The organism is Pedococcus sp. NPDC057267 (assembly GCF_042668795.1).
In the GTDB taxonomy this organism is placed as follows: Bacteria; Actinomycetota; Actinomycetes; order Actinomycetales; family Dermatophilaceae; genus Pedococcus.
This window is the reverse complement of sequence record NZ_JBHUYG010000027.1, coordinates 18,046-42,378: the sequence shown is the minus strand read 5'-3', so window position 1 is coordinate 42,378 and position 24,333 is coordinate 18,046. Positions and strand designations below refer to the sequence as shown.

At 73.1% G+C, this 24,333-nt stretch carries 22 protein-coding genes; 6 read left to right on the top strand and 16 right to left on the bottom strand.

Features of this window, described 5'->3' with window-relative positions:
- Positions 1-95 precede the first annotated feature (95 nt).
- A complete protein-coding gene (locus ACFUC1_RS08285; protein WP_379118523.1) occupies positions 96-2,129 on the top strand; it encodes a HelD family protein in 2,034 nt (677 codons plus the stop codon).
- On the opposite strand, the gene ACFUC1_RS08280 is transcribed toward ACFUC1_RS08285, so the two are convergent.
- Entirely contained in the window at positions 2,083-3,285 is a 1,203-nt protein-coding gene (locus tag ACFUC1_RS08280) for a hypothetical protein (protein ID WP_379118521.1), read from the bottom strand. The two genes, ACFUC1_RS08285 and ACFUC1_RS08280, sit on opposite strands and share 47 nt — an antisense overlap.
- A 63-nt stretch (positions 3,286-3,348) precedes the next feature.
- Here ACFUC1_RS08280 and ACFUC1_RS08275 point away from each other — a divergent pair, with 63 nt between their 5' ends.
- Entirely contained in the window at positions 3,349-3,885 is a 537-nt protein-coding gene (locus ACFUC1_RS08275) for a CGNR zinc finger domain-containing protein (protein WP_379118519.1), read from the top strand.
- Positions 3,886-3,958: 73 nt separating this feature from the next.
- Positions 3,959-4,606 (top strand): hypothetical protein, encoded by a 648-nt coding sequence (locus ACFUC1_RS08270; RefSeq protein ID WP_379118517.1) that lies wholly within the window; start codon positions 3,959-3,961, stop codon positions 4,604-4,606.
- A 69-nt stretch (positions 4,607-4,675) separates the two neighbouring features.
- On the opposite strand, the gene ACFUC1_RS08265 is transcribed toward ACFUC1_RS08270, so the two are convergent.
- Both ACFUC1_RS08265 and ACFUC1_RS08260 read right to left on the bottom strand, forming a co-directional pair.
- Positions 4,676-5,185 carry an NUDIX hydrolase gene (locus ACFUC1_RS08265; protein ID WP_379118515.1) on the bottom strand — a complete coding sequence of 170 codons (510 nt, stop codon included), beginning with the start codon at positions 5,183-5,185 and terminating at the stop codon, positions 4,676-4,678.
- A complete protein-coding gene (locus ACFUC1_RS08260; protein ID WP_379118513.1) occupies positions 5,182-5,919 on the bottom strand; it encodes a DUF4031 domain-containing protein in 738 nt (245 codons plus the stop codon). Before ACFUC1_RS08260 ends, ACFUC1_RS08265 begins: the two co-directional genes overlap by 4 nt.
- A 146-nt stretch (positions 5,920-6,065) precedes the next feature.
- Here ACFUC1_RS08260 and ACFUC1_RS08255 point away from each other — a divergent pair, with 146 nt between their 5' ends.
- On the top strand, positions 6,066-6,356 hold the full coding sequence (locus tag ACFUC1_RS08255) for a WXG100 family type VII secretion target (RefSeq protein ID WP_379118511.1): 291 nt from the start codon (positions 6,066-6,068) through the stop codon (positions 6,354-6,356).
- Positions 6,357-6,469: 113 nt separating this feature from the next.
- Positions 6,470-7,099 (top strand): hypothetical protein, encoded by a 630-nt coding sequence (locus ACFUC1_RS08250; protein WP_379118510.1) that lies wholly within the window; start codon positions 6,470-6,472, stop codon positions 7,097-7,099.
- 57 nt (positions 7,100-7,156) lie between these two features.
- Here the strand turns inward: ACFUC1_RS08250 and ACFUC1_RS08245 are convergent, their stop codons facing one another.
- From ACFUC1_RS08245 to ACFUC1_RS08190, 12 genes are all read right to left on the bottom strand, one after another.
- Positions 7,157-9,697, bottom strand: a complete 2,541-nt coding sequence (locus ACFUC1_RS08245) for an ABC transporter permease (RefSeq protein ID WP_379118508.1) — start codon at positions 9,695-9,697, stop codon at positions 7,157-7,159.
- Between the two features lie 3 nt (positions 9,698-9,700).
- Positions 9,701-10,516: an ABC transporter ATP-binding protein gene (locus tag ACFUC1_RS08240; RefSeq protein WP_379118506.1), complete on the bottom strand. Its 816-nt coding sequence runs from the start codon at positions 10,514-10,516 to the stop codon at positions 9,701-9,703.
- 147 nt (positions 10,517-10,663) lie between these two features.
- A complete protein-coding gene (locus ACFUC1_RS08235) occupies positions 10,664-12,352 on the bottom strand; it encodes an alkaline phosphatase D family protein (protein WP_379118504.1) in 1,689 nt (562 codons plus the stop codon).
- A 190-nt stretch (positions 12,353-12,542) separates the two neighbouring features.
- Positions 12,543-14,168 (bottom strand): chaperonin GroEL, encoded by a 1,626-nt coding sequence (gene groL, locus ACFUC1_RS08230; protein WP_379118502.1) that lies wholly within the window; start codon positions 14,166-14,168, stop codon positions 12,543-12,545.
- A gap of 241 nt (positions 14,169-14,409) precedes the next feature.
- A complete protein-coding gene (locus ACFUC1_RS08225; RefSeq protein WP_379118500.1) occupies positions 14,410-14,850 on the bottom strand; it encodes a phage tail protein in 441 nt (146 codons plus the stop codon).
- 187 nt (positions 14,851-15,037) lie between these two features.
- The gene (locus ACFUC1_RS08220) at positions 15,038-18,055 is read right to left on the bottom strand and encodes an alpha-mannosidase (RefSeq protein WP_379118499.1); all 3,018 of its coding nucleotides are present in this window, start codon (positions 18,053-18,055) and stop codon (positions 15,038-15,040) included.
- A gap of 121 nt (positions 18,056-18,176) precedes the next feature.
- Positions 18,177-19,223 carry a P1 family peptidase gene (locus ACFUC1_RS08215; RefSeq protein WP_379118497.1) on the bottom strand — a complete coding sequence of 349 codons (1,047 nt, stop codon included), beginning with the start codon at positions 19,221-19,223 and terminating at the stop codon, positions 18,177-18,179.
- 51 nt (positions 19,224-19,274) lie between these two features.
- Complete coding sequence (locus ACFUC1_RS08210; RefSeq protein ID WP_379118494.1) at positions 19,275-19,646, bottom strand: VOC family protein; 372 nt, start codon at positions 19,644-19,646, stop codon at positions 19,275-19,277.
- On the bottom strand, positions 19,643-20,095 hold the full coding sequence (locus ACFUC1_RS08205) for a GNAT family N-acetyltransferase (protein ID WP_379118491.1): 453 nt from the start codon (positions 20,093-20,095) through the stop codon (positions 19,643-19,645). The genes ACFUC1_RS08210 and ACFUC1_RS08205 overlap by 4 nt, the downstream gene beginning before the upstream one ends.
- A gap of 233 nt (positions 20,096-20,328) precedes the next feature.
- Positions 20,329-20,619: a DUF3263 domain-containing protein gene (locus ACFUC1_RS08200; RefSeq protein WP_310150947.1), complete on the bottom strand. Its 291-nt coding sequence runs from the start codon at positions 20,617-20,619 to the stop codon at positions 20,329-20,331.
- Between the two features lie 128 nt (positions 20,620-20,747).
- Entirely contained in the window at positions 20,748-21,284 is a 537-nt protein-coding gene (locus tag ACFUC1_RS08195) for a hypothetical protein (RefSeq protein ID WP_379118489.1), read from the bottom strand.
- Between the two features lie 65 nt (positions 21,285-21,349).
- Positions 21,350-22,294, bottom strand: a complete 945-nt coding sequence (locus ACFUC1_RS08190; RefSeq protein ID WP_379118487.1) for an NADP-dependent oxidoreductase — start codon at positions 22,292-22,294, stop codon at positions 21,350-21,352.
- Positions 22,295-22,415: 121 nt separating this feature from the next.
- Here ACFUC1_RS08190 and ACFUC1_RS08185 point away from each other — a divergent pair, with 121 nt between their 5' ends.
- Positions 22,416-22,922: a MarR family winged helix-turn-helix transcriptional regulator gene (locus ACFUC1_RS08185; protein WP_379118485.1), complete on the top strand. Its 507-nt coding sequence runs from the start codon at positions 22,416-22,418 to the stop codon at positions 22,920-22,922.
- Positions 22,923-22,940: 18 nt separating this feature from the next.
- Here the strand turns inward: ACFUC1_RS08185 and ACFUC1_RS08180 are convergent, their stop codons facing one another.
- The gene (locus ACFUC1_RS08180; RefSeq protein ID WP_379118483.1) at positions 22,941-24,311 is read right to left on the bottom strand and encodes a pyridoxal phosphate-dependent decarboxylase family protein; all 1,371 of its coding nucleotides are present in this window, start codon (positions 24,309-24,311) and stop codon (positions 22,941-22,943) included.
- Positions 24,312-24,333: the final 22 nt, after the last annotated feature.

Here is a 24,333-nt window from a genome sequence, read left to right as displayed (position 1 = left end):
CCTCGGGTCCCCTTCCCGAGGGGCGCGGCCTCGTCTGCGGCGGAACGGGGAAACGCGGTTGGCCGAGCCGGGGTCCGGTGGCAGAATCGCCCCTCGTGCCTGACGCCTCCGCCCTCGACGAGCTCGAGCGGGAGAGGGAGCACCTCGAGCGCGCACGGGCGGCGCTGGCGCGGATGCGTGAGCAGACCCTGTCGCTCAAGGTCCAGGCCCACGACCCGATCTCGGCCGAGCACCTGGCCCGCACCCTGCACCTGCGTGCGGCCTCCCTCGAGGACGACCCCTCGACGACCCTGTTCTTCGGCCGGGTCGACACCGACGGCTCGCACTCCGACCAGGGACCCGAGAGCTGGCACATCGGCCGTCGCCACGTCGCGGACGAGCACGGTGACCCCATGGTCATCGACTGGCGCGCCCAGATGTCGACGGCGTTCTACCGGGCCTCCCGCACCGACCCGATGGGCGTGGTGCTGCGCCGCCGGTTCGGCCTCGACCACGGGCGCATCACCGCCTACGAGGACGAGCACCTCCAGGACCGCGGCGAGCACGAGGTCCGCAGCCAGATCCTCGCCGAGGAGATCGAGCGGCCCCGTGTCGGCCCGATGCGCGACATCGTCGCCACCATCCAGCCCGAGCAGGACGAGATCGTGCGCGCCGGCGCGGACCGGACCATCTGCGTCCAGGGGGCTCCGGGCACGGGCAAGACCGCCGTCGGCCTGCACCGCGCCGCGTGGCTGCTCTACGCGTTCCGCGACAAGCTCGCCCGGTCCGGGGTGCTCGTCATCGGGCCGAACCGCGCCTTCCTCGAGCACATCGGCGCCGTCCTGCCGGCCCTCGGTGAGGTCGCCGTCGGCCACACCACCATCGAGGAGCTCGTGGCCTCGGTGCCGGTCCGCGGCACCGACCCCACCGAGACGGCCGTGCTCAAGGGCGACGCCCGGCTGGCGGAGGTGCTCCGCCGCGCCGTGTGGTCGGCGGTCGGCACTGCGACCGAGCCACTCGTCGTGCCGCGCGGCGTGCGCAAGTGGCGCGTCCCGGCATACGAGGTCGCGGAGATCGTCGAGGAGCTCCGCGCGCGGGGCGTGCGCTACGACGCCGCCCGGCAGATGCTGCCCCAACGCCTCGCCCACACCGTCCTGCTCAAGATGGAGGCGGCCGGGGACTCGCCCGACGACCGCGTGCAGGACGCGGTCGCGCGCTCGGCCGTCGTGAAGAAGTACGTCGGCACCCTCTGGCCGGCGCTGGACGCCAAGGCGGTGCTGTTCGACCTGCTCTCCGACGCCGAGGTCCTCGCACGCCACGCCGACGGCCTCCTCACCGAGGACGAGCAGCGGGTCCTGTTGTGGGACAACCCTCCTCGCACCAAGGGGGCCGCGCGCTGGTCCCACGCCGACGCCGTGCTGCTCGACGAACTGACCGACCACATCAGCCGCACGCCCTCGCTCGGCCACGTCGTGCTCGACGAGGCGCAGGACCTCTCGCCGATGCAGCTGCGCGCCGTGGGACGGCGCTGCTCCACCGGTGCGGCGACGGTGCTCGGCGACATCGCACAGGGCACCACACCGTGGGCCACCGACTCGTGGGAGTCCTCGCTGGCCCACCTGGGCAAGCCGGGCAGCCACGTGGAGGTGCTCGACCGCGGCTTCCGCGTGCCCGCGTCGGTCATCGAGTATGCAGCGCGCCTCCTGCCGCACATGGCCCAGGGACTGGGCGCGCCGGTCTCGGTCCGTGACAACCCGGGCCGGCTCGACCTCGTGCCGGTGGCCGGAGACGTGGCCGCACGGGTGGTCGAGGTCGTGGCGACGGAGTCGGCCGAGCCGGGCTCGGTCGGCGTCATAGCCCCCGACGCCTCAGTACCGGCACTCACGAAGGCCTTGCAGGACAACGGTATCGAGCACGGTGTCCTGGGGCAGGACCACGGCGACATCGACCACCAGGTCGACGTCGTCCCGGCCAGCGTCGCGAAGGGCCTCGAGTTCGACCGGGTCGTCGTGGTCGAGCCTGCGGAGATCGCGGCGGCCGAGCCGGATGCCCGCACCGGTCTGCGCCGTCTCTACGTCGTCCTCACGCGTGCCGTCTCCGCCCTCACCGTGGTGCACGCGCAACCGCTCCCGGCCGAGCTGGCCGACTGAACCCGGCGCGACGCAGGGCGCCCGGTGCGATCCCGAGTGCGGACAGCACCGTCACCACGCCCAGCCCGGCCAGCACGCGCTGACCGCCCCACGCGGCAGCGAACCCCGCGAGCGCGGTCCCGGCCGAGGAGAAGGCGACCTTGGCCCCGCCGACGGCGACGAACACCGGCCCCGCGAGGTGCGGTGGCGAGAGCTCTCCACGCGCCGACAGGCTGAGCAGCGTGTGGACCGCGAGCACTCCCCCGAGCGCGCCGAACCCGGCAGCCAGGAACGGGGCGTCGGCACCCACCACGGCGCACCCCGCGAGCACGGCCCCCAGCACCCCCGTCACGAGGACCATCCCGGCATCGGGACGCGCTCGCAGTGGGCGGACCGCCAGGCCCAGGCCGGCCGCCAGGCCGCCCAGCCCGAAGGCCGAGACGACCCATCCGGCCTCGGCGCTCCCCTGACGGCGGGCGAGCGCCGTTCCGGTGAGCAGGGCTGCCGACACCGTGAGCGCACCCACCCACGTGAGGGCCACGACCGTGCGCAGCCGGGGTTCGCGCCACAGGTGCGCAGCGACCTGCCGGGACGTCACCGGCTGTTCCTCCGACGAGGCTGCGGGGGCCCGAGGGAGGACCAGGACGCCCGCCGAGCCGAGGGCCCCGCAGCCGGCGAGCGCCCACAGCGCGGCGGCGGAGGACCACGTGGTGGCGAGCAGCGCCACCAGGGCCGGGGCCACCGTCGCCGACGCGCCGTACGTGAGTGCGTCGAGAGCCCGGGACCTCCTCCCGTCCCCGACACCGGAGGGGAGCAGGCTGCTCAGGCCGCCCGTGAGCATCGGCCCGCACGCGCCGGCCACGGCCCAGGGCACGACGGCGGCGGCCATCGGCCACGACCCGACCACGACGGTGCCGAGCGCCACACCCGCCGATGCCACCAGCCCCGCCATCGACACGACCCACCTGCGGTCGCGGACCCGTCCGAGCAGCGGTGCGCTCAGGGGTCCCGTGACGTGGAGCGCCGTGAGCGCGGCGGCGAGCAGCCCGGCCACACGGACCGGATCGTGCGACACCCGGTCGGTGCACAGCAGGACGAGGCCGACGCCGGCCCCGGCGTCCATCGAGCGCACCAGGACAGCACTACCGAGGAACAGGACCACACCGCGCCGTCGCATGACACCCCTTTGACCAGTTACCACGACCTTGATCGACTTCGTGACACCTGTCAAACTGGTGACATGTCCCTGGTCCACGTGGCCGGCAACCCGGCACTCGACCTCGTCGGCACCGTCGCGGAGCGGGGCACGACCGACCTCGACGAGCTCACCGACGCAGCGACGCTGGCGCAGTGGTTCGTCGACGCCGGCATCGTCGACCGGGCGCCGAGGGTGACGACGGAGGACCTGCGAGCGGCAGTACGGCTGCGCGAGCACCTACACGCCCTGGTGACCGCCCTCGTCGCCGGTGCGGCCCCGCCGCCAGCCGGCCGGGCGGCGGTCAACCGGCTCGCGCGCCTGCCGGGACCCGTCCCGCAGCTCGGCCCGGACGGCTCGGTCGTCCGCCGCGGCCCCGCGGCGGCGTGCCTGGCGGCGGTGGCGCGGGCCGCCACGGAGCTCTACGACCGCGACGACGGCGCGGTCGTCCGCTGGTGCGCCGACGACCGGTGCACCCACCCGTTCCTGGACCGGTCCCGCAGCAAGCAGCGCCGATGGTGCGACATGGCCACGTGCGGCGACCGCGCCAAGGTTCGCCGGTACCGCGGTCGCACGAGCTGAGCGACCCGCTCCCGCACGACGGGGGCCCGCCACATCACCTACCGCGCGCCCGACCCGTGCCAGACTGCCGGCCGTGCCGGCACTCATCACGTGGTGGAAGCTCGACCTCGGCGACCTCGCTCCGCACGCCCACTCGGACGCGGTCCAGGCGATCGGCGCCGACCTGCTCGCCCGCTGGACCGAGCCGCACCGCAGGTACCACACCACCCGCCACCTCGTGGAGGTCTTCTGGGCGCTGGAGGACCTCGAGCAGGCAGGTGCGCTCGACACCCGCGAGGGGACCCTGGGGCGGCTGGTGGGCTGGTTCCACGACGCGGTCTACGACCCGTCGGCCACCGGCGGCGACAACGAGCGGGCCAGCGCGGACCTGGCCACCCGAGACCTGCACGCCCTCGGGCTCGAGGAGGAGGACGTCGCCACGGTGCGCGACCTCGTTCTCGCCACGACGTCCCACGACCTGCCCGACAGCGGCCTCCCTGCCGCCTTCCACGACGCCGACCTGTGGATCCTGTCCGCACCGCCGGACCGGTACGCCCAGTACACCGAGCAGGTGCGCGAGGAGTATGCCGCCGTGCCCGACGAGGCGTTCCGCGCCGGCCGGGCCGCCGTGCTCCGACCGTTCCTCGAGCGGGACTCCGTCTACGCGACCTCCTTCGCCCGGGACACGTGGGAGGAGCGCGCCCGGCAGAACCTCGCCGCGGAGCTGCGCGCGCTCGCCTGAGTGAGGCCGCGTCCGCACCGGCGAGCGCCCTGCACCCCACTGCGCCCGCGCGACCTCCGGGACCCCGGGTCAGCCCGCCAGGACGCCCGCCACCATCGGCCACCAGAACTGGCCGCCCGAGCGGGCTTCGAGCTCCGCAGGATCCAGCCACTGGGGGTCGACCGCGTCCGGTTCCCCCGCCACGAGGGGTGGCCCCGGGGCCTCGAGCCGCGCGGCATACAGCTGCATGCTGCCACCCTCGGCCGGCCAGCGACCGCGGACGCCGATGGGGTGGAAGTCCTCGTGCCCGACGGGCACCAGGTCCGCCGCGTGCAGGCGCACCCCCGTCTCCTCCCACACCTCGCGGACCGCGCACTCGGGCACGGACTCGCCGTCCTCGCGCCAGCCCCCGGGGATCCCCCACTCCTGCCGGCGCGGGCTCCAGGCGGCGGCACACCGGCCGTCGCCGTCGCGCAGCACCACCATGGCCGCGAAGACGCGGCCGGGCGGGACGGGCACCGGGTCGAGCCAGAGGTCGACGTCGCACGAGCTGCCGTCGGCGAAGCGGGCACCCGGGACGCGGCCGACGAGACCGCTCACCGGCGCGGCCCGCCCGACACCAAGGGCCACCAGTGCCGGGTGGACAGCTCGCCCTCGACCTCGGCCGGGTGGACCCAGCGCCCGGCGAGGGCCTGCGTCCCGGCCTCCACCTCGTCGGTCCACACCGCGAAGGCCGCGGTCGGCACCGGCCACGGGTAGTCGGCGTCGGGCTGCGGGACGGTGTTGCGCACGTAGCCGAGCAGGGTCGCGGTCGCGCGCACCGGGCCACCCATGACGACCGCGTGCAGGTGGTCCAGCACCGCCCCGGTGTCGAGGGCGCCGACGGGGGCGGACGGCAGGTCGGGGCCCCCGCCCGAGACGCGGTCCACGACGAGCAGCTCCTCGCCCCGCCACAGCGCGAGGCGGACGACGACCGTCGTCGAGGGCGGCTCCGCCTGGCGCGAGGCGATGACGTCGGCCCGTGACCCCGGCGGCAGCCACGCCGCGTCCGGCACGGAGGCGACGACCCGCTCGAGCCGGCGCTTCTGCACGCGCAGCCCGCTCGCGCGCAGGATCCGCACGAGGTCACGCCCGGCCACCGGCTGCGCGCCCGCGCCGACCAGCGCGGCATACCGCTCCTCGGGGACGTCGTAGTGGTCGCCCTCGAACGCGCGGCGCGGGATGCCCTGTGCCGCAGCGAAGTCGTGCAGCTCGTCGTAGGAGCGGTCGCTCACGAGGTGGGACCACAGGCGCCCGTGCGCGAGCCAGGCCGGCGGGTCGATCCAGATGGTCACGGGCCGACGCTACCCCGGCGGCCGGCCAGCGACGCGCCCGACCGGGGCCCGACAGGGGCCTGTGGACAACCGGCAGGCGCCGCCGGCAGCCCGCCTACCGTGCTGGGAGTCGGCGCCACCGGGGCGCCGGGACGACAGGAGGGGTCATGTCCGCACAGTTCCAGGTCGACACCGAGCGGATCAGCGCCGCGTCGGGCGACATCGCCCGCATCTCGGGGGAGATCGACGGGCAGGTGACGGCGATGATGAGCCGGCTCACCGTCCTGCAGGACGCGTGGACCGGCACCGCCTCGGCGCGGTTCCAGTCGCTCGTGGGCGAGTGGCAGGCGACGCAGAAGCAGGTCCGGGCCTCGCTCGACTCGATCGGCGGCGTCCTGGCCGCGGCCGGTGCGCAGTACGCCGAGACCGAGGCCCAGACCGTGCGCATGTTCCAGTGACCCAGGGGTCGCCCGCGGCGGCAGGCGGCCTCGGCGGCTTTCGGCGGGTATGCCGCGTTCGTCCACGCAGTTCGGGCGAAGCGGCTCGGGCCGCCCGGTCGTACGTTCAGCGCATGACGACGACATCGGGGACGACCGTCTTCCACAAGAGCGCCGTGGCGTACGTCTACACCGGGCTCTGGCTCGTGGTCGTGGCGGGTTTCCTCGGCCTCGTCGAGGCACAGCTGGAAGGGGGCGCCAGGTCCTTCGTCGGCTTCGTGATCTTCCTGGTCGTCGTCCGCTCGATCTACCGGATGCTGTGGCTGCGCAGCGTCTCCTGGACCGTGACCCCGGACGGAGTGCGAGTGCGTCGCGGGATCCTGCCCTGGCGCAAGCTCACCTGGTACAACCCGTGGGGCAACCTGTTCGAAGCCTGGTACCAACACGGCTTCTTCGGGTTCGCCCTCAACTACGGCACGGCCGGTGTGACCCGCACCGAAGGCGTGACCACGAAGATGTCGGACTCGCGCATCCACAACGCCAAGCGCCTCACGGCCCTCATCAACGACCACATCCGGGCCCACCGGGAGCGCATGGTCCCGACGTACCCCTACCAACCGGTGCAACCCACGCCCGTGGCTGCCGCCCCGGGCACCCCTGCCGACCCCCTCGCGGGGCTCACCGAGCTGTCGCGCCTGCTCGCCAACGGCGACATCACCCGCGACGAGTTCGAGAGGCTCAAGGTGCGGCTCCTGGGGGCGTGATGCCGCCGGTCGACCAGCGAGGGGCCACGGGTGTGACCCTCGCTGGATGCCCAACGGTCACTCGGTGGTGATCGCGCGCAGGACGTCGAGGCGGGCGGCGCGCCGTCCGGGCCACAGGGCGGCCAGGACGCCGACCAGCCCCGAGAGCACCACGAACACCGCCAGCTGGGCCGCCGGGATCGACAGCACGTCGATCCCCTGGTCGGCCAGGCTGCGCTGGAGCACACATCCGGCACCGAGGCCGAGGAGGACGCCGAGCACCGCACCCAGCAGGGCGATGGCGACCGACTCGAGCCGCAGCATGCTGCGCAGCTGTCGCCGGCTCAGGCCCACCGCCCGGAGCAGGCCGATCTCGCGGGTGCGCTCGATCACCGACAACGCCAGGGTGTTGACGATGCCCAGCACAGCGATGACGACGGCCAGCCCGAGCAGGGCGTAGATGATGTAGAGCATCTGGTCGATCGGCTTGCGCTGCTCCGCGGCGAAGGCGCCCTGGTCCTTGAGCGTGACCGACGGCTGGGCGTCGACGACCTTGGCGAGGGCCGACTCGACCGCAGCGGCCGAGGCACCCGGCTTGCGCAGGATGTACGTGGCCGTGTCCTGCGCCGGCTCGCCGGCGGCGGTCGCAGCCGCCTGGGTGACGAGCACGGGCGGAGTGATGGCCTGCTTGGCGAAGATGCCCGCCACCGTGAGGGCCTGCGGCTTGCCGCCCGCGATGGCCACGTCGACCCGCGAGCCCACTCGGGCGTCGAGCGCAGCAGCCTTGTCCTCGTCGAGGAAGACGCTGCGGTCGCCGGCGCCCCGGAACGAGCCCGCCTTCATCTGCAGCGGCACCACCTCGGCGAACTGGTCGGGGACGACGGCACCGGTCCACGACTGGTTCCCCTCGATCGTGGAGCCCGTGTAGCGCATGGACGCCGCCGCCTGCACGCCCGGGACGGCAGCGAGCTCACGCGTGATGGTCGCGGAGAACGGCTGCCCGACGGCATTCGAGACGACGTAGTCGGCGACGAAGTTCTCGCTGACCGACCGGTCGACACTCGCCTTGGCCGAGGCGCCGAAGACGGACATCATCGACACCAGGGTCAGGCCGATCATGAGGGCGGACGCGGTGGCCGCCGTGCGGCGCGGGTTGCGGACCGCGTTCTGCTCGGCCATGAGCCCCACGGCCCCGAACAACCGGCGGTAGACGGTGCCCAGCAGGGCGATCACCGGACGACCGATCACCGGGCTGGTCAGGATGGCCGCCATGACCAGGCCGAACACACCGGACCCGACCCAGTAGGACCCGTGGTCGGCGCTGGTGAAGGCACCGAGCCAGGTGGCCCACAGCCCGAACAGGAACAGGCACAGCCCCACCATGAGCCGCCAGCGCATCGTCGACTCGGGCAGCGCGACGTCGTCGCGCATGGCGGCGACCGGCGGCACCTTGCCGGCCCGGCGGGCAGGCAGGTAGGCGGCGAGCATGGTCACGACCAGCCCCACGGCATACGCGATGAGGGCGGTCGTCGGGCGGAAGACGAGCGGCGAGCCGCTGAGGTCGAGCCCGAACTGCGCGAACAGCTTCGTGATGCCGATGGCCAGGACGAACCCGAGGCCCAGCCCGAGGGTCGACCCCACCAACCCGACGACGACCGCCTCGAACAGCACCGACCGCGTCACCTGCCGGCGTCCCGCGCCGAGTGCCCGCAGCAGGGCGAGCTCGCGGCTGCGCTGGGCGACGAGGATCGAGAAGGTGTTGATGATGAGGAACGACCCGACGAACAGGGCGATCCCGGCGAAGATGAGCAGGAAGACGTTGATGAACGACAGCGCCTTGGTGACCGAGTCCTGCGACTCCTTGGCCACGGCGTCACCGGTCACGGCCTGGTAGCCCGACGGGAGCTTGGCCTGCACGGCCCGCGCGAGGTCCGCAGCGGAGACGCCGGGCTTGGCCGTCACCCAGGCGTTGCTGTACTGGTCCTTGCCCCCGTAGTAGATCTGCTGGGCCGTCCTCGTGTCGAAGAACGCCAGGGTGGCGCCGACGGTGCCGCCCTTGAACTCGGCGATGCCCACGAGCTTCGCCGACAGCTTGGGGGTCGCGCTGCTGGTGACCAGCTGGACGGTGTCGCCGAGCTTGTAGCCGGCGCGGGCTGCGGTCGAGGAGTCGAGCACGACCTCCTTGTCCCCCTGTGGCCAGCGGCCGCTGGACAAGGTCGCCGGCGGGTCGCCGGCCGAGGTCGGCGCGTCGTTGTGGCTCAGGCCGAGCCCGGGCGGGCCACCGCCACCGATGAGCTTGCCCTTGGTGGAGACGACGAACGTCGTGGGGTCGCTGACGTTGCCGTCGGCCCGCGCGACGCCGGGAACCTCGGCGATCGAGCGCACGAGGGAGCCCGGCACCGTCTTGGCGGTCCGCCCCTGCTCGAAGCTGCTGCCGGTGACCTGGGGGCGGACGACGACGTCACCCACGGTGTTGACGATGCCGTCGAACGCCTTGCCGAGCGTGTCCGTGAAGATGAACGAGCCCGACACGAACGAGACGCCCAGGATGATGGCGAAGGCGCTCATGAACAGCCGCAGCTTGCGGCCGAGCAGGCTCTTCCAGCTGGCCCTCAGCACGGGTCAGCCCTCCGAGGGGTGGCTGGGGGCCACCGCGTGGTGCGCCGACAGCTCGGCCATCCGCTCGAGGATGCGCTCGGCGGTGGGGTCGCGCATCTCGTCGACGAAGCGGCCGTCGGCGAGGAAGACGACGCGGTCGGTGTGCGAGGCGGCGACCGGGTCGTGCGTGACCATGACGATCGTCTGGCCGAACTCGTCGACGCTGCGGCGCAGGAACGACAGCACCTCAGCGCCGGACGACGAGTCCAGGTTGCCCGTCGGCTCGTCCGCGAAGACGATCTCGGGTCGGCTCACCAGCGCCCGGGCGCAGGCCACGCGCTGCTGCTGGCCACCCGAGAGCTCGCTCGGCCGGTGTGAGAGCCGGTCGCGCAGCCCGACGGTGTCGATGACGAGGTCCAACCACTCGCGGTCCGGCCTGCGCCCGGCGATGGCCATGGGCAGCAGGATGTTCTCCTGCGCGCTGAGGGTGGGGACCAGGTTGAAGGCCTGGAAGACGAACCCGATCCGGTCGCGGCGCAGGGCAGTGAGGGCCTTGTCCTTGAGCGTCGTGATGTCCACGTCACCGATGAGGACCTGGCCACTGGTGACCGCGTCCAGACCGGCCGCGCAGTGCATCATCGTCGACTTCCCCGACCCGGAGGGGCCCATGATCGCGGTGAACTCACCGCGGCGGATGTCGAGGCTGACCCCGTCGAGGGCGCGGACCGCCGTCTCCCCCTTCCCGTACACCTTGGTCAGGTCGACGACCCGTGCCGCAGGCGGCTGGGCATCCCGCCGGCTCTGCGCCGTGGGTGTCTCGGTCGTGGTGGTGGATGTCATCTCAAGCTCCCGGCTCACAGTGGTTTCCCCTTCTCCTCCACGGTAGGGACGGCGCCGGCCCGGGACCCTCGGGTTCGACCCTGACCTCACCCTGAGGAAACCCCGAACCTCCCGGCTTCGTTCCCGGGGTGTTCGTCGCAGCAGGGGTCAGGAGATGGCCACCCGGGCGACCTGCCGCGTGTCCGGCTCGTCGTAGCGGTCGCCGTGGACCTCGCCGGCGTCCCACCGCACGACCAGCCCGCGACCGCGGACCTCGAGGGTGGCCAGGGTGTTGTCGAACCAGGGGCCGTGCGTGACGGTCCACGGGTAGGGCGCGGTCGGCACCTTGTCGGTGTGCCGGACGACGAGCTCCATCGGCCTGGCCAGCCGCTTCCCGAGGAAGGCCTGCGCGATGCGGACCTTGCGCGGCAACGGGTTCCGGATCGGCGAGCAGACGAGCTGCACCACCCTGCTGCTGCCGGGCTCCATGCTCGATGGGGTGATCTCCGTGACGTAGGAGTTGTGCACGTCGCCGGACAGGAAGGTGATGGTGCCGGGCCGCCTGCCCCTGCGTCCACCGGCCACCTCGGTCACCATCTCCATGACGCGCAGGAAGCCCTCCTGGAAGGCTGCCCAGTGCTCGAGGTCGACGGCGCGGCGCAGCTTCTCGCCCCACACGGCCACGCGGTGGCCCCAGGCGCCGTTGGCCATCGCCTCGTTGATGGCCTCGAGGTCGTGGATGCCCTGCGCCATGAGGAACGGCAGCGAGGTGCCCACGAAGAGGTGGTCCACGTCACCACGCAGCTGCTCGTCGAGCCAGGCCATCTCGTCGTCGTCGAGGATCGACCGGTGGCCCGGCTGGAGCACCCGGGCGGCGCGCGAGTCGACGACGACCAGGCGCGACTCGCCGAGGTCGCGGCTGTAGCTCCAGCGGTAGGTCTCGGGCCGACGGTCGACCCGGTCCGCGAACGCGTCGAGGGTCGAGGTGAGGTCGACCTCGTCGTCACCCGCGTGGCCGGCGACGACCTGCCACAGCTCGTCGGTCGCGAGCTCGTCCGGCGAGAGGTTGCCCAGGTGCTGGTACACCCAGTACGACCCGAGCCCGCCGACGATGCGGTCGTGCCACCACGGAGTGGCGTTGATCTCCCGGTGCCACGACAGCGAGGTGTTCCAGTCGTCCCGGATGTCGTGGTCGTCGAAGATCATCGCGCTCGGCAGCGTCGACAGCAGCCAGCGGTTGAGCGGGTCCGACCACGCCAGCAGGTACAGGTGGGCGTACTCGTCGTAGTCCTTGAGCTCGCCGCCCGGCGGCTCGTCGAGGCTGCGCCGCGAGGCGATGTAGGCGCGCATCTCCTCAGAGGTCTCGTCGGCGTACACCTGGTCGCCGAGGAAGGCCACGAGGTGCGGCCAGTCCTCCGTCCTCCGCTCGGGCCGGCTGAGGTGGTACGCCATCGCCCGCAGGGCGTCGACACCGTTGCTGGCGTTGCCCTCCTTGTCGTGCGGGACGCTGGTGCGGCAGGAGCCGAAGGTCAGGCGGGTCGGCTCCGACCGGCGCAGCAGCCGCACCCGGCTGGCCGGCAGCCCGGCGTACCGCGGCTCGCGCTCGGGCCAGACCTGCTCGCCGGCGATGCGCACGACGTAGTCGCTGCTCGCGCCCGCCTCGAGCCCCTGGAGGACGACGAGCGCGTAGTGCCGCCCGTGCGCCCCGAACGTGCGCGCCTGCCACGTGCGCCCGAAGGCCTCGACCTCGACGGTGCCCGGGTCGCGGGTCTGCACCCAGACCGTGGCCGAGCTCTCGCCGACGTACCGCAACAGGGGTCCGAGGACGAGCGGCCCCTCGGGCACGTCGGTGGTCATCGCACTGTTCTACACGTCCGCGCGACCCCGGGCACCGGAGTCGCGCGGACGGACCGGGAGGTACGCGGCATACCGGGACGTGCGGCCCGGTGGACGCCCGCGGCACCCCCGGGACATGCGGAAGGGCGGCCCACCCGGAGGTGAGCCGCCCTTGCGCGTATGCCGTGTGCGGCAGGTCCCGAGCGTCGGCTCAGAAACCCATGCCGCCCATCTCGTCGCCACCCGGGGCCGCCGCGGCGACCTTCTCGGGCTTGTCGGCGATGACGGCCTCGGTGGTGAGGAACAGCGCGGCGATCGACGCGGCGTTCTGCAGCGCGGAGCGCGTCACCTTGGCCGGGTCGATGATGCCCGCGGCCACGAGGTCGACGTACTCGCCCGTGGCGGCGTTGAGGCCGTGGCCGGCGGGGAGGTTCGAGACCTTCTCCGCGACGACGCCGCCCTCGAGACCGGCGTTGATCGCGATCTGCTTGAGCGGGGCCTCGATGGCGACCTTGACGATGTTCGCGCCGGTGGCCTCGTCACCCTCGAGCTCGAGCTTCTCGAACGCGGCCTTGCCAGCCTGGAGCAGGGCCACGCCACCACCGGCGACGATGCCCTCCTCGACGGCAGCCTTGGCGTTGCGCACGGCGTCCTCGATGCGGTGCTTGCGCTCCTTGAGCTCGACCTCGGTCGCGGCGCCGGCCTTGATGACTGCGACACCGCCGGCCAGCTTGGCCAGGCGCTCCTGCAGCTTCTCGCGGTCGTAGTCGCTGTCCGACTTCTCGATCTCGGCGCGGATCTGGTTGACGCGACCCTGGATCTGGTCGGCGTCGCCCGCACCCTCGACGATCGTGGTCTCGTCCTTGGTGACGACGACCTTGCGCGCACGGCCGAGCAGGTCGAGCTCCGCGGTGTCGAGCTTGAGGCCGACCTCCTCGGAGATGACCTGGCCACCGGTGAGGATGGCGATGTCGGCCAGCATGGCCTTGCGGCGGTCACCGAAGCCCGGGGCCTTGACGGCGACGGACTTGAAGGTGCCACGGATCTTGTTGACCACGAGGGTCGACAGGGCCTCGCCCTCGACGTCCTCGGAGATGATCAGCAGCGGCTTGCCGGACTGCATGACCTTCTCGAGCAGCGGGAGCAGGTCCTTGATGCCCGAGATCTTGGAGTTCACGACGAGGACGTAGGGGTCCTCGAGCACGGCCTCCATGCGCTCGGTGTCGGTGACGAAGTAGTGGCTGATGTAGCCCTTGTCGAAGCGCATGCCCTCGGTGAGCTCGAGCTCGAGGCCGAAGGTGTTGCTCTCCTCGACGGTGATGACGCCTTCCTTGCCGACCTTGTCCATGGCCTCGGCGATCATCTCGCCGATCTGCGGGTCAGCGGCGGAGATCGAGGCGGTGGAGGCGATCTGCTCCTTGGTCTCGACGTCCTTGGCCATCTCGAGCAGCTGGCCGGAGACGGCCTCGGTGGCCTTCTCGATGCCGCGCTTGAGGGCCATCGGGTTGGCGCCGGCCGCGACGTTGCGCAGACCCTCCTTGACGAGGGCCTGGGCCAGCACGGTGGCGGTGGTGGTGCCGTCGCCCGCGACGTCGTCGGTCTTCTTCGCGACCTCCTTGACGAGCTCGGCACCGATCTTCTCGTACGGGTCGTCGAGCTCGATCTCCTTGGCGATGGACACACCATCGTTGGTGATCGTGGGGGCGCCCCACTTCTTCTCGAGCACGACGTTGCGGCCCTTCGGGCCGAGGGTGACGCGGACGGCGTCGGCGAGGGTGTTCATGCCCCGCTCGAGCCCGCGACGAGCCTCTTCATCGAAGGCGATGATCTTGGCCATTCGGGTGGTTCCTCCCACGCGAATCGATGTGACGGCCAGCGGGTGCCCGCGACGGACGGACCGGCACGCACGGCTCATGTCATCCGCGCATCCCGGACCTCACCTTGACTGGCCAGGATTGTCACTCTCAGGGTGAGAGTGCTAACGCCATTATTGGCACTCTCGGGTGGAGAGTGCAAACGACGGGACGCGTCCGCGGAGGGCGCCCGCGGCGCCGGCCCCGGAGGGGGCGAGGGGCCGGTCAGGTGGCCTCGACGTCCATCGAGTCGAAGACGAGCTCCACGGTCTCGGCCACCACCTCGCTCGACGTGGCCACCAGCGGTGAGACGCGGTATGCCGCGGGGAACGCGTTGCGGAAGCGCCAGGCCAGTACCGGGGACCGGGTCGCGTCGAGGAGGCGGACGCGGACGTCGCGGTCGACCTGCGGGTCGCCGTCGCGCGCGGCCTTCCACCACGTCCACAGCGACAGGTCGGCCGTGAGGCCCCTGGTGAGGACGAGCCGGGAGTACCCGGCGAGGCCCGGCTGCATCCGCGCCTCGTTGCTGCGGTCGGTGCCCGACCGGTGCGCGACCTCGTCCACGTGGGCGACCGGCAGGTCCACCCGCGAGAAGCGGACCTCCTCGCCCGTGCCGAGGTCGACGGTGAAGTCCGAGCCCTCGAAGGGCTCCTGGGGAGCGGCCATGCCCCAGCGTGGCAGCCTCACGGCGCCCGGGTCGAGAGCTCGGGGCACCGTCGGGCCCGAGGTGGCTGGCGGAATCGGTTCCGCGAGGGCCCGACTCGCAACCGTTGGCCCGGGCCGTCGTCACAATCGGTTCCGCGAGGGCCCGACTTGCTGGCAGGCGGCCTGGTCCGGCGGGACGCGCGACTCCTCAGCCGCGGGCGAAGCGGAGGGTGACGACCTGGAAAGGACGGAGGGCGAGCGAGACGCCCCCGTCCAGGCCCTCGTCGGTGACACCGTCGGTGGGCAGGGGTCGCTCGAGCAGGTCCACGGCACACGCCCCGGTGTGGTCGAACCCCGGACGGACGCGGGCCGAGCACCGCCGACCGAGCGCCTCGTAGAGCCGGACGACCACGTCGCCCGAGCCGTCGTCGGCCAGCTTGACCGCCTCGACGAGCACGCCGTCCCCGTCGACCTCCACCAGCGGGTCGACGCGGCCACCGGCGCCCCGCACGACCCGGAGCGGCAGGTTGAGCCGGTAGCCCTCCCGCACCGCCTCGGCGATCCCGACGCCCGGCACCAGGGCGTACCGCATCCGGTGCACGCCGAGGTCGGCGTGCGGGTCGGGGCTCTGCGGCGCGCGCAGCAACGACAGCCGCACGCAGGTGCTCGTGCCGCCGCCCTGCCGCTCGCGCCGGGTGACGTCGTGGCCGTAGGTCGAGTCGTTGACGACCGCGGCGCCGTACCCGGGCTCGCCGACGTGCACCCAGCGGTGGGCGCAGGTCTCGAACTTGGCGGCGTCCCACGAGGTGTTGGTGTGGGTCGGGCGGTGGACGTGCCCGAACTGCACCTCGGACGTCGCCCGCTCGGTCGCGACGTCGAGGTCGAACGCCGCCTTGAGGATCTGCTCGCGCTCGCGCCAGTCCACCTCGGTGTCGACGTCGACCCGGGGCTCGCCGACCGGCAGCGTCACGAGCTGCGTCGCCGTCGAGGACCCGAACCGGCGCACCACGCGCACGCCACCGTCGACCACCTCCACCGACTCGGCCTCGTCGAGGTCGCGGACGGCGTTGCGGTAGAAGGCGTCCACGTCCCAGGCATCCCACTTGTTGGGGGTGTCCGGGTGGACCTGCAACAGGTTGGCCGCCGACCCCGGGGCCAATGCCTCGCGACCGGACGCCGCGTCGACGACCGACACGAGCAGCCCACGGGCGTCGACCCTGGCCGTCACCAGACCGTTGTCGAGCACCCACCCGTCCGCGTCGGCCCGCACCTCGACGTCGGCAGCGGACGGCTCCACGGGCGCGGCGCCGAGCGCGGGCACGCCGGCCCGGTCGTGGGGCGCGGCGTTGAACGCCACCTCGACGTCGCCCTCGCCGGCCAGGGCCGACTGCGCGCGGGCGATGACGCCTTCGAGCTCGGCCGCCACCGCGGCATACGCCTCCACGGCCTGGCGGTGCACCCACGCGATCGAGGAGCCGGGGAGGATGTCGTGGAACTGGTTGAGCAGCACCACCTTCCAGAGCCGGTCGAGGTCCTCCAGCGGGTATGCCGCGCCGGTGCGCACCGCGGCCGTGGCCGCCCACAGCTCGGCTTCGCGCAGGAGGTGCTCGCTGCGGCGGTTGCCCTGCTTGGTGCGCGCCTGCGACGTGTAGGTGCCGCGGTGGAACTCCAGGTAGAGCTCGCCCACCCACACCGGGGCGTCGGGGTAGTCCGTCTCGGCGGCCGCGAAGAACGCGTCCGGCCGCTCGACCTCCACCCGCGGCGACCCGTCTAGGTCGCGCAGGCGCGCGGCCCGGGCGAGCATCTCGCGGGTCGGCCCACCGCCGCCGTCACCCCAGCCGAACGGCACGAGTGACCGCGTCGCCGCGCCCTTGTCGGCGAAGTTCCTTGCTGCGTGGGCCAGTTCGCCCCCGGAGATCTCCGAGTTGTACGTGTCGACCGGCGGGAAGTGGGTGAAGACCCTCGTGCCGTCGAGGCCCTCCCAGCGGAAGGTGTGGTGCGGGAACCGGTTCGTCGTGTTCCAGGAGATCTTCTGGGTGAGAAACCACCGGGAGCCCGACAGTGCCACGAGCTGCGGCATGGCGGCGGTATAGCCGAACGAGTCCGGCAGCCACACCTCGCGCGTCTCGACCCCGAGCTCGTCGAGGAAGAACCGCTTGCCGTGGTTGAGCTGGCGGACCAGCGCCTCGCCCCCCGGCATGTTCGTGTCGGACTCGACCCACATGCCGCCGACGGGCACGAACCGGCCCTCGCGCACCCGCTCCACGACGCGCTCCCACACCGCGGGCCGGTGCTCCTTCAGCCACGCGAACTGCTGCGCCGACGACATCGCGTAGACGAAGTCGGGGTGGCTGTCCATGAGGTCGACGACGTTGGCGCAGGTCCGGGCGACCTTGCGGACGGTCTCGCGCAGCGGCCACAGCCACGCGGAGTCGATGTGGGCGTGGCCCACCGCCGACACCCGGTGGGCGCTGGCGCGCGCGGGCGCGGCCAAGGCACCGCGGAGCTCGGCTCGCGCCGAGGCCGCCGTGCCGGCGACGTCCGCGACGTCCACCCGGTCGAGCGCGCGGTCGATCGCCCGCAGCAGCTCCCAGCGGCGGGCGTCCTCGAGCGGCAGCTCCGCGGCGAGCTGGCCGAGGACCTCGAGGTCCTGCTGCAGCTCCCAGACCTCCCGCTCGAAGACGGCGAGCTCGGCGCGCTCGACCCGGTAGAGGGGCTCGTCGCCGGCCGTCTCCGGGTCGCCGAGCGGGGTCGGCTGGAACGCGAACCCGGGGCCGCCGAGCAGCATCGGGTTCGAGGCCGACTCGACGAACAGCTCGACCTCCTCGCCACCCGTCGCCTCGTCAGCCACCCGGACCCACTGGGTGCGCGGGTTGAGGCCCTTGACCGGGGTGCCGTCGGCGCGGTGCACCAGGCCCTCGGCGTGGAAGCCGGTCCAGTCCGGGTTGAAGCCGAGGTCCAGCCGCAGGTCGACCGCGTGCCCCTCGTGTCGCGCAGGCACGGTGCCGCGCACACGCCACCACGTCGTGCCCCAGGGCGACCCCCAGCGCTGCCCGACCAGCGCCGGCTCGTAGGCCGCGGCGAGCCCCTCCGCCACCGGCACCGGCTCGCCGGGAGCCTCCCAGGACGCGAGCTCCACGGGCTCCGGGTCGCGCCACACCGCCTCCGCGACCCGCCCCAGCATGCGGGCCAGCCGACCCTCGATCAGCAGCCGGTCGTCGTGCATGAGTCTCCTCGTCGGTGGGGTCGGGGTACGTGTCACGGTCGCCGGCGGGAGGGGGCTCCGGCGTCAGCGGCGGGAAGGGCGCGGCGCCCGGGCGCCCTCCAGGTGCCCATCAGGTGCCACGTCAGGTGCCGGGGAAGGCCGACGGGAACGCGTCCCGGTAGGACCGCAGCTCCCCCTCGGCGGTCGTCGTGGTCGTCGCGGCCAGCACCGCGTGCCCGACCGCGCGGGTCACGCAGTCACCGGCCGCGACCATGAGCGCGTGCAGGCTGACGAGGTCCGGCGCGGCCCGGACGCCCGAGGCGAGGGTGAAGAGCGTGTCGCCGTCGAGCAGCGTGTGCACCGGGTGGACTGCACGGGCGAGCCCGTCGTGGCCGAGCCCGCTGACCTTCTGGCACTGCGCCTTGGTCAGCGTTGCGTCGGTGGCGATGACCCCGATGGTGGTCGCCGTGCCGGGGCGGATCGGGCGTTCCGCGTATGCCGTGGACGCCCGGTCCCGGGCCGCCTCCACGTCCTGCCGCTCGGGTGCCACCAGGCCGGCGAACTCGTCGGCGAGCGCCCACCGGGCGGAGTACAGCTCGCCCGTCGCGGGGTCCACGGCGTCGCCGAGGGCGTTGACCGCGACGAGCGCCGCCACCGTCGTCCCGTCGTCGAGCACGGCACTGGCCGAGCCGAGGCCGCCCTTGAGGCCGCCCAGCCTGGCGCCGGTCCCGGCGCCCACGCACCCGAGCTCGACCGGTGCAGCCGTCGCCACGTCGTGGGCGTAGGCGCCGTCCTCGGCGGTGGGCGTCGCCGCGAAGTCGCCACCCCGGCCGAGGTCGAAGAGCACGGCGGCCGGCACGATCGGGACCACCTCACCGGGCGCGCCCATGGGCCAGCCGCGCCCCGCGGCGTACAGCCGTCGCACCACCCCGTCGGCGGCGGCGAGGCCGAACGCGCTGCCGCCGGTGAGCACGACGGCGTCGACCCGGTCGACGAGGTTCCGCGGGTCGAGCAGGTCGGTCTCGCGGGTGCCCGGCGCACCGCCGCGGACGTCGACGCCGCCGACCGCGCCGCCCTCGGGCGACAGCACGGCCGTCGTGCCGGTGAGCCAGCCGTCGCCGGTACGCGTCGCGTGCCCGACCCGGAAGCCGGGGACGTCCGTGAGGGTGTTCGTCGGTCCCGGCCGCATCAGTCGCCCTGCCGCATCAGTCGTCTTGCCGCATCAGTCGCCGCTCCCGCATCATTCGTCGCTCGCGTCGATGACGCAGAACCGGTTGCCGTCGGGGTCCTCCAGGACGACGTAGTCGTACTCCTCGTCCTGCGGGTAGGGCCAGTCCTCGACACGGCGGGCGCCGAGCCCGACGAGCCGGTCGACCTCGGCGGCCTGGTCGAGGGCGTAGAGGTCGAGGTGCACGTGCGGGACCTCGTCGGGCCGGGTGGCGCCGGCGTTGAGGGACAGGTTCGGGCCGTCGCCGGGGCCGGTCAGGATGACCCAGTCGGGCTCGGGCGCGTACCTCGGCCGGTAGCCGAGGGCCGGCCCCCAGAAGGCGGTCGCGGCGGGCACGTCCGACACGTTGAGGACGACCGATCCGATGCGCAGTCCCGGCCTCACCGAAGCTCCATCCGGTGGGCGGCGTCGTCCGCGGTGAACCCGACCCGCTCGACCATCGGACGGGTGTGGACCCCGGCGGCCATCCGCACCGCCGCGAAGCCGCCGTCCCTCGCCCAGCGCGACGCCTCGGTCAGCAGCTGCTCCCCGACGCCGATGCCGCGGTGGGAGGGGCGGACGAAGAAGGTCTCGACGAGCAGGTCCGGCGCCCCTGCCACGCGGGGCACGGGCAGCGGCTCGACCACCCGGGCCTGGAGGAAGCCGGCGTGGTCGTCGCCCGCCTCCGCCACCCACACGGGCAGGTGCCGCAGGTCGGCGAGCCAGGCCCGGGCGAACCGGTCGAGGAAGCCGGGTTCCCCCGTCCCGCCGCGGTGGATGGCGCACTGGAGCGCGAGGGCGGCGACGACGAGCGCGTCGTCGGCCCCTGCGCTGCGGATCCGCACCTCACCCACGGACGGCAGTCAAGCACGCCCGGCCCGCCCGCGACACGCGCAGACCAACGGTTGTCCGGCATACCGCGGGACGACAACCCGCAGGTTGCCGCACCACCGTTGGTCTGCGGAGGGCCTGGGAGGGTGCGGTATGCCGTGGAGCCCGGCCGAGGGGGCGGCGCGGTGTGCGGGCCGGGACGCAGCAACGCCCGTCCAGCCTGCTGCAGGGACGGGCGTGGCTGGCCGAGGGGGCGCTACAGCTGGATGCCGAGCCGCCGGGCGCTGCGGGCGCGCTGGCGCGACGCGCGCAGCCGGCGCAGCCGCTTGATGAGCATCGGGTCGGCCTCGAGCGCCGCCGGGGAGTCGATGAGGCTGTTGAGGACCTGGTAGTAGCGGGTGGCGCTCATGTCGAACAGGTCGCGGATGGCCTGCTCCTTGGCCCCGGCGTACTTCCACCACTGGCGCTCGAAGGCGATGATCTCGCGGTCGCGCTCGCTCAGCTCCGTGGCTGCGCTCGCGTGGTCCTGCTCGTGTGCCGCGTTCACTCTCGGGTCTCGTCCTTCATCGCCGTGTGGTGCCGTCCGTGCGGGCACAACTATACGGATCGAATCACACGCTTGTCATTCCGTTGGCGGCAAGTCCCGGACGGCCTGCGCCCCGGCAAACCCACAGGTCACACGGGCCCCGGGAGCCCCTCGCGGGGCCTGCTGGGCGCCTGCGGGAGGGCCGTACCGCGCACGAGGTCGCGGCGCATCGCCGGGGTGAACGGGAGCAGCAGGAGCGCCAGGCCGAGGGCGCCGTAGACGACGTGGAAGAAGGAGAACTCGATCCACGCGAGCTCGAGCCCGATCCAGACCACCTGCCCGAGCCCCAGCAGCACCGTCGCCAGCCACGACCAGTGCCGTCCGGTCAGCCGCCGGACCCACCCCGTCCAGGCCCACTCGACCCGGGTGCGCATGCCCCACCGGGCGACGAACGAGCCCACCCCGAACCCGAGCCCGAGCACCAGCCCGGGCAGGACCCAGTTGTCGATGAGCGGGATCTGGTCGATCCACCGCCTCGGGAACCACGAGTCGATGCCGAGAACCTGGGCCAGGACGAAGGCCGCGCCACCGGCCGACGCCGTGATGCCCAGGAACAGCAGGAGGGTGAGGACGACCCGTTCGGTGAGGGGCCGGTGGGACAGGTGGCTGCGGTGGCGTGCGGACATGACGGGACCTCCTGGCCCCACGCTCGCGCCCGAGCCACGCGAGCGGGCAGGGGCCAAGGTCCCCGTCAGGCCCCGGGCGCGACGACCACCACCTTGCCTGCGAGCGTCCCCGCCGCGGCACGCGAGTGGACCGCCGCCAGGTCGGCCAGCGGCAGGCGCTCGGCCACGTCCACGGTCAGCTCGCCCCGGTCGACCCGCTCCACGAGCTCGGCGAGCTGGCCGGCGTCGCTGCGGACGTACATGTCGACCGCGCGCACCCCTCGCCCCTCGTCGCCGGGGGCGGGCTGCCACACCGTGGCGCTGACCACCACACCGCCGTCCGCGACCCTGGCCACGAGGCGGGTGAGCTGCTCGGGCGAGACCGGCGCCAGGTTGAGGAGCACGTCGACAGGCTCACGGACCGCGTCCGCGACGTCGGTCGCGGTGTGGTCGACGACCTCGTCGGCCCCCCACGCGCGCACGCGCTCCCGGCTGCGGGCGGTGGCAGTGGCGATGACGTGCGCACCCGCGGCCCTCGCGAGCTGGACGGCATACCCGCCCACGGCGCCGCTCGCCCCCACGACGAGGATCCGCTGGCCCGCCTGCAGGTGAGCGTGCTCGGTCAGGGCCTGGTAGGCGGTGAGCCCGACGAGCGGCAGGGCGGCCGCATCAGCCAGCGGGATCGACGTCGGAGCCGGGGCGAGGACGTCGGCCGACACGACGACGTACTCGGCGGAGGCACCGTCGTCGACGAACGGCAGGAAGCCGACCACCCGGTCCCCCACCTGGAGGCCGTCGACCTGCGGGCCGAGGGCGTCCACCGTCCCGGCGACGTCCAGCCCGGGCACGTGGGGCAGCTCCAGGGGCATGGGCTCCTGCATGAAGCCCGCGCGGATGTTGCCGTCGACCGGGTTGAACGTGGTGGCCGCGACCCGCAGCCTCACCTGCCCCGGCCCGGGAACCGGCACCGGCACGTCCTCGTACCGCAGCACGTCGGGCTGGCCGTACTCGTGGAAACGAACTGCCTTCATGGGAGGAACCTCATCTCGTGTCGCTCGACTGTGCTTCGAATTCGTAGCACCAGACCACCGTATCTCTGCTTCGAAGTTGAAGCAAGCGTTTCGAAGATGAAGTAGTCGCTAGGCTGGGCGCATGGCCGACACCCCGCCCCGGCTCGACGACGTCCAGCTCGAGGCGTACTTCGCCCTCATGGAGGTCGCGGGCCTGCTCCGGCACGCCGTGGAGCAGCAGCTGCGGGAGGCGGGCGACCTCAGCTACGTGCAGTTCCAGCTGCTGGCCCGGCTCGGCCTGGACTCGGCGACCGGGAGCGAGCGGATGACCGACCTCGCGGACGGCGTGGTCTACAGCCGCAGCGCGCTGACCTACCAGGCGGCCCTGCTCGAGAAGGCAGGCCTGGTGGCGCGGGCACCGTCGGAGCACGACGAGCGCAGCGTCGTGGTCACGATCACCGACGCCGGCCGCGCCCGGCTCGCAGCCGTGCTCCCCGGCCACACCGAGGTCGTTCGGCAGCAGCTGTTCCAGCCGCTCTCCCGTGCGGACACCAAGGCGCTGTCGGGCCTGCTGTCGCCGGTGCGCGACCACATGCGAGCCGCGCCCCCGCGGTCTGCCGCGCCCCGCCGGAGGAAGGATCAGGACTGACGGCCGCCGGTGGCGGGCTCAGGCCATGGTGTCGAGGATGGCCGTGATGTCCTCCTCGGACGTCCTCGGGTTGACGATCGCGAACCGGGTCAGCGTCTCGCCCAGGTGCGAGGTCGGCACGACGAACGCGAACTCCTCGGCGAGCAGCCGGTCCGACCACTCCTGGTACTGCGCCGCCGTCCAGCCGAGCCGACGCAGCACGACGACCGACAGGTCGGGCTCGCGCACGACCTCGACGTAGTCACGGCGCCCGATCTCCTCGGCGGCGAACCGGGTGACCTCCAGGGTCCGCTCGACGGCGTCGCGGTAGGCGTCGGTCCCGTGGGTCGCCAGGCTGAACCAGAACGGGAGACCCCGCGCGCGCCGGGTCAGGCCCACCGAGTAGTCGGTGGGGTTCCAGTCGGGCGCGGCGGTCAGGACGTCGAGGTACGACGCGTGCTGGGTGTGGGCGGCCCTGGCGAGGGTGGGCTGCCGGTAGATGAGCGCGCAGCAGTCGAACGGCGCGAACAGCCACTTGTGCGGGTCGACGATGAACGAGTCGCAGTGCTCGATGCCCTCGTACAGGTGGCGCACCGACGGCGCCGCCAGCCCGGCCCCGCCGTAGGCCCCGTCGACGTGGAACCAGATGCCGAACTCCCGGCACACGGCGGCCACTGACGCGAGGTCGTCGACGATCCCGAAGTTGGTCGTCCCCGCGGTCGCCACCACGGCGAAGAACGTCTCCGGCCCGTGCTCGACGAGCTGCTCGCGCAGGGCCTCACCGGTGAGGCGGCCGTCGGCGTCGACCTCGACGCCGACGAGCTCGGCGTCCATGACGTCGCACGCCGACTGGATCGAGGAGTGGGCGCCGTGCGTGGCCGCGACCCGCCACGGCCGCCCGCCCGCGCCGGTGCGCCCCTGCTGGGCGGCGTCCATCCGCGCCGTGTGCCGGGCTGCGACGAGGGCCGACAGGTTGCCGATGGTGCCGCCGGGCACGAAGACGCCACCGGCCTCCGGCGGGAGCCCCACGAGGTCGGCGATCCAGCGCAGCGCCTGGTTCTCGGCATACACCGCGCCGGCGCCCTCGAGCCACGAGCCGCCGTAGATGGACGAGGCCCCCACGACGAGGTCGAACATCGCGGACGCCTCGGTCGGGGCGCACGGGATGAAGGACAGGTAGCGCGGGTGGTCGGTGGAGATGCACGCCGGGGCGAGGTCCTCCTCGAACAGCCTCAGCGCGGCGAGGCCACCGATCCCCTCGCTGGTGATCGTCTGGCCGGCCTTCGCGTCGAGCTCCGCCAGGGTCCGGGGGCCGTCGAGCGGCACCGGGTCGAGCTTGAGGCGGTCCGCCGAGTAGGCGAGGATCGCGTCGCCGAGGTCCTCGAGCTGCTTGTCGCTGTAGCCGTGCACGGCGCGAGTCTAGGGCTGACCC

Coding starts and splice junctions, on each gene's coding strand:
- ACFUC1_RS08220 (WP_379118499.1), bottom strand. CDS start 18,055: ATGCACGACGACCGGCTGCTGATCGAGGGTCGGCTGGCCCGCATGCTG.
- ACFUC1_RS08255 (WP_379118511.1), top strand. CDS start 6,066: ATGTCCGCACAGTTCCAGGTCGACACCGAGCGGATCAGCGCCGCGTCG.
- ACFUC1_RS08215 (WP_379118497.1), bottom strand. CDS start 19,223: ATGCGGCCGGGACCGACGAACACCCTCACGGACGTCCCCGGCTTCCGG.
- ACFUC1_RS08195 (WP_379118489.1), bottom strand. CDS start 21,284: ATGTCCGCACGCCACCGCAGCCACCTGTCCCACCGGCCCCTCACCGAA.
- ACFUC1_RS08250 (WP_379118510.1), top strand. CDS start 6,470: ATGACGACGACATCGGGGACGACCGTCTTCCACAAGAGCGCCGTGGCG.
- ACFUC1_RS08225 (WP_379118500.1), bottom strand. CDS start 14,850: ATGGCCGCTCCCCAGGAGCCCTTCGAGGGCTCGGACTTCACCGTCGAC.
- ACFUC1_RS08275 (WP_379118519.1), top strand. CDS start 3,349: ATGTCCCTGGTCCACGTGGCCGGCAACCCGGCACTCGACCTCGTCGGC.
- groL (WP_379118502.1), bottom strand. CDS start 14,168: ATGGCCAAGATCATCGCCTTCGATGAAGAGGCTCGTCGCGGGCTCGAG.
- ACFUC1_RS08280 (WP_379118521.1), bottom strand. CDS start 3,285: ATGCGACGGCGCGGTGTGGTCCTGTTCCTCGGTAGTGCTGTCCTGGTG.
- ACFUC1_RS08235 (WP_379118504.1), bottom strand. CDS start 12,352: ATGACCACCGACGTGCCCGAGGGGCCGCTCGTCCTCGGACCCCTGTTG.
- ACFUC1_RS08190 (WP_379118487.1), bottom strand. CDS start 22,294: ATGAAGGCAGTTCGTTTCCACGAGTACGGCCAGCCCGACGTGCTGCGG.
- ACFUC1_RS08240 (WP_379118506.1), bottom strand. CDS start 10,516: ATGACATCCACCACCACGACCGAGACACCCACGGCGCAGAGCCGGCGG.
- ACFUC1_RS08185 (WP_379118485.1), top strand. CDS start 22,416: ATGGCCGACACCCCGCCCCGGCTCGACGACGTCCAGCTCGAGGCGTAC.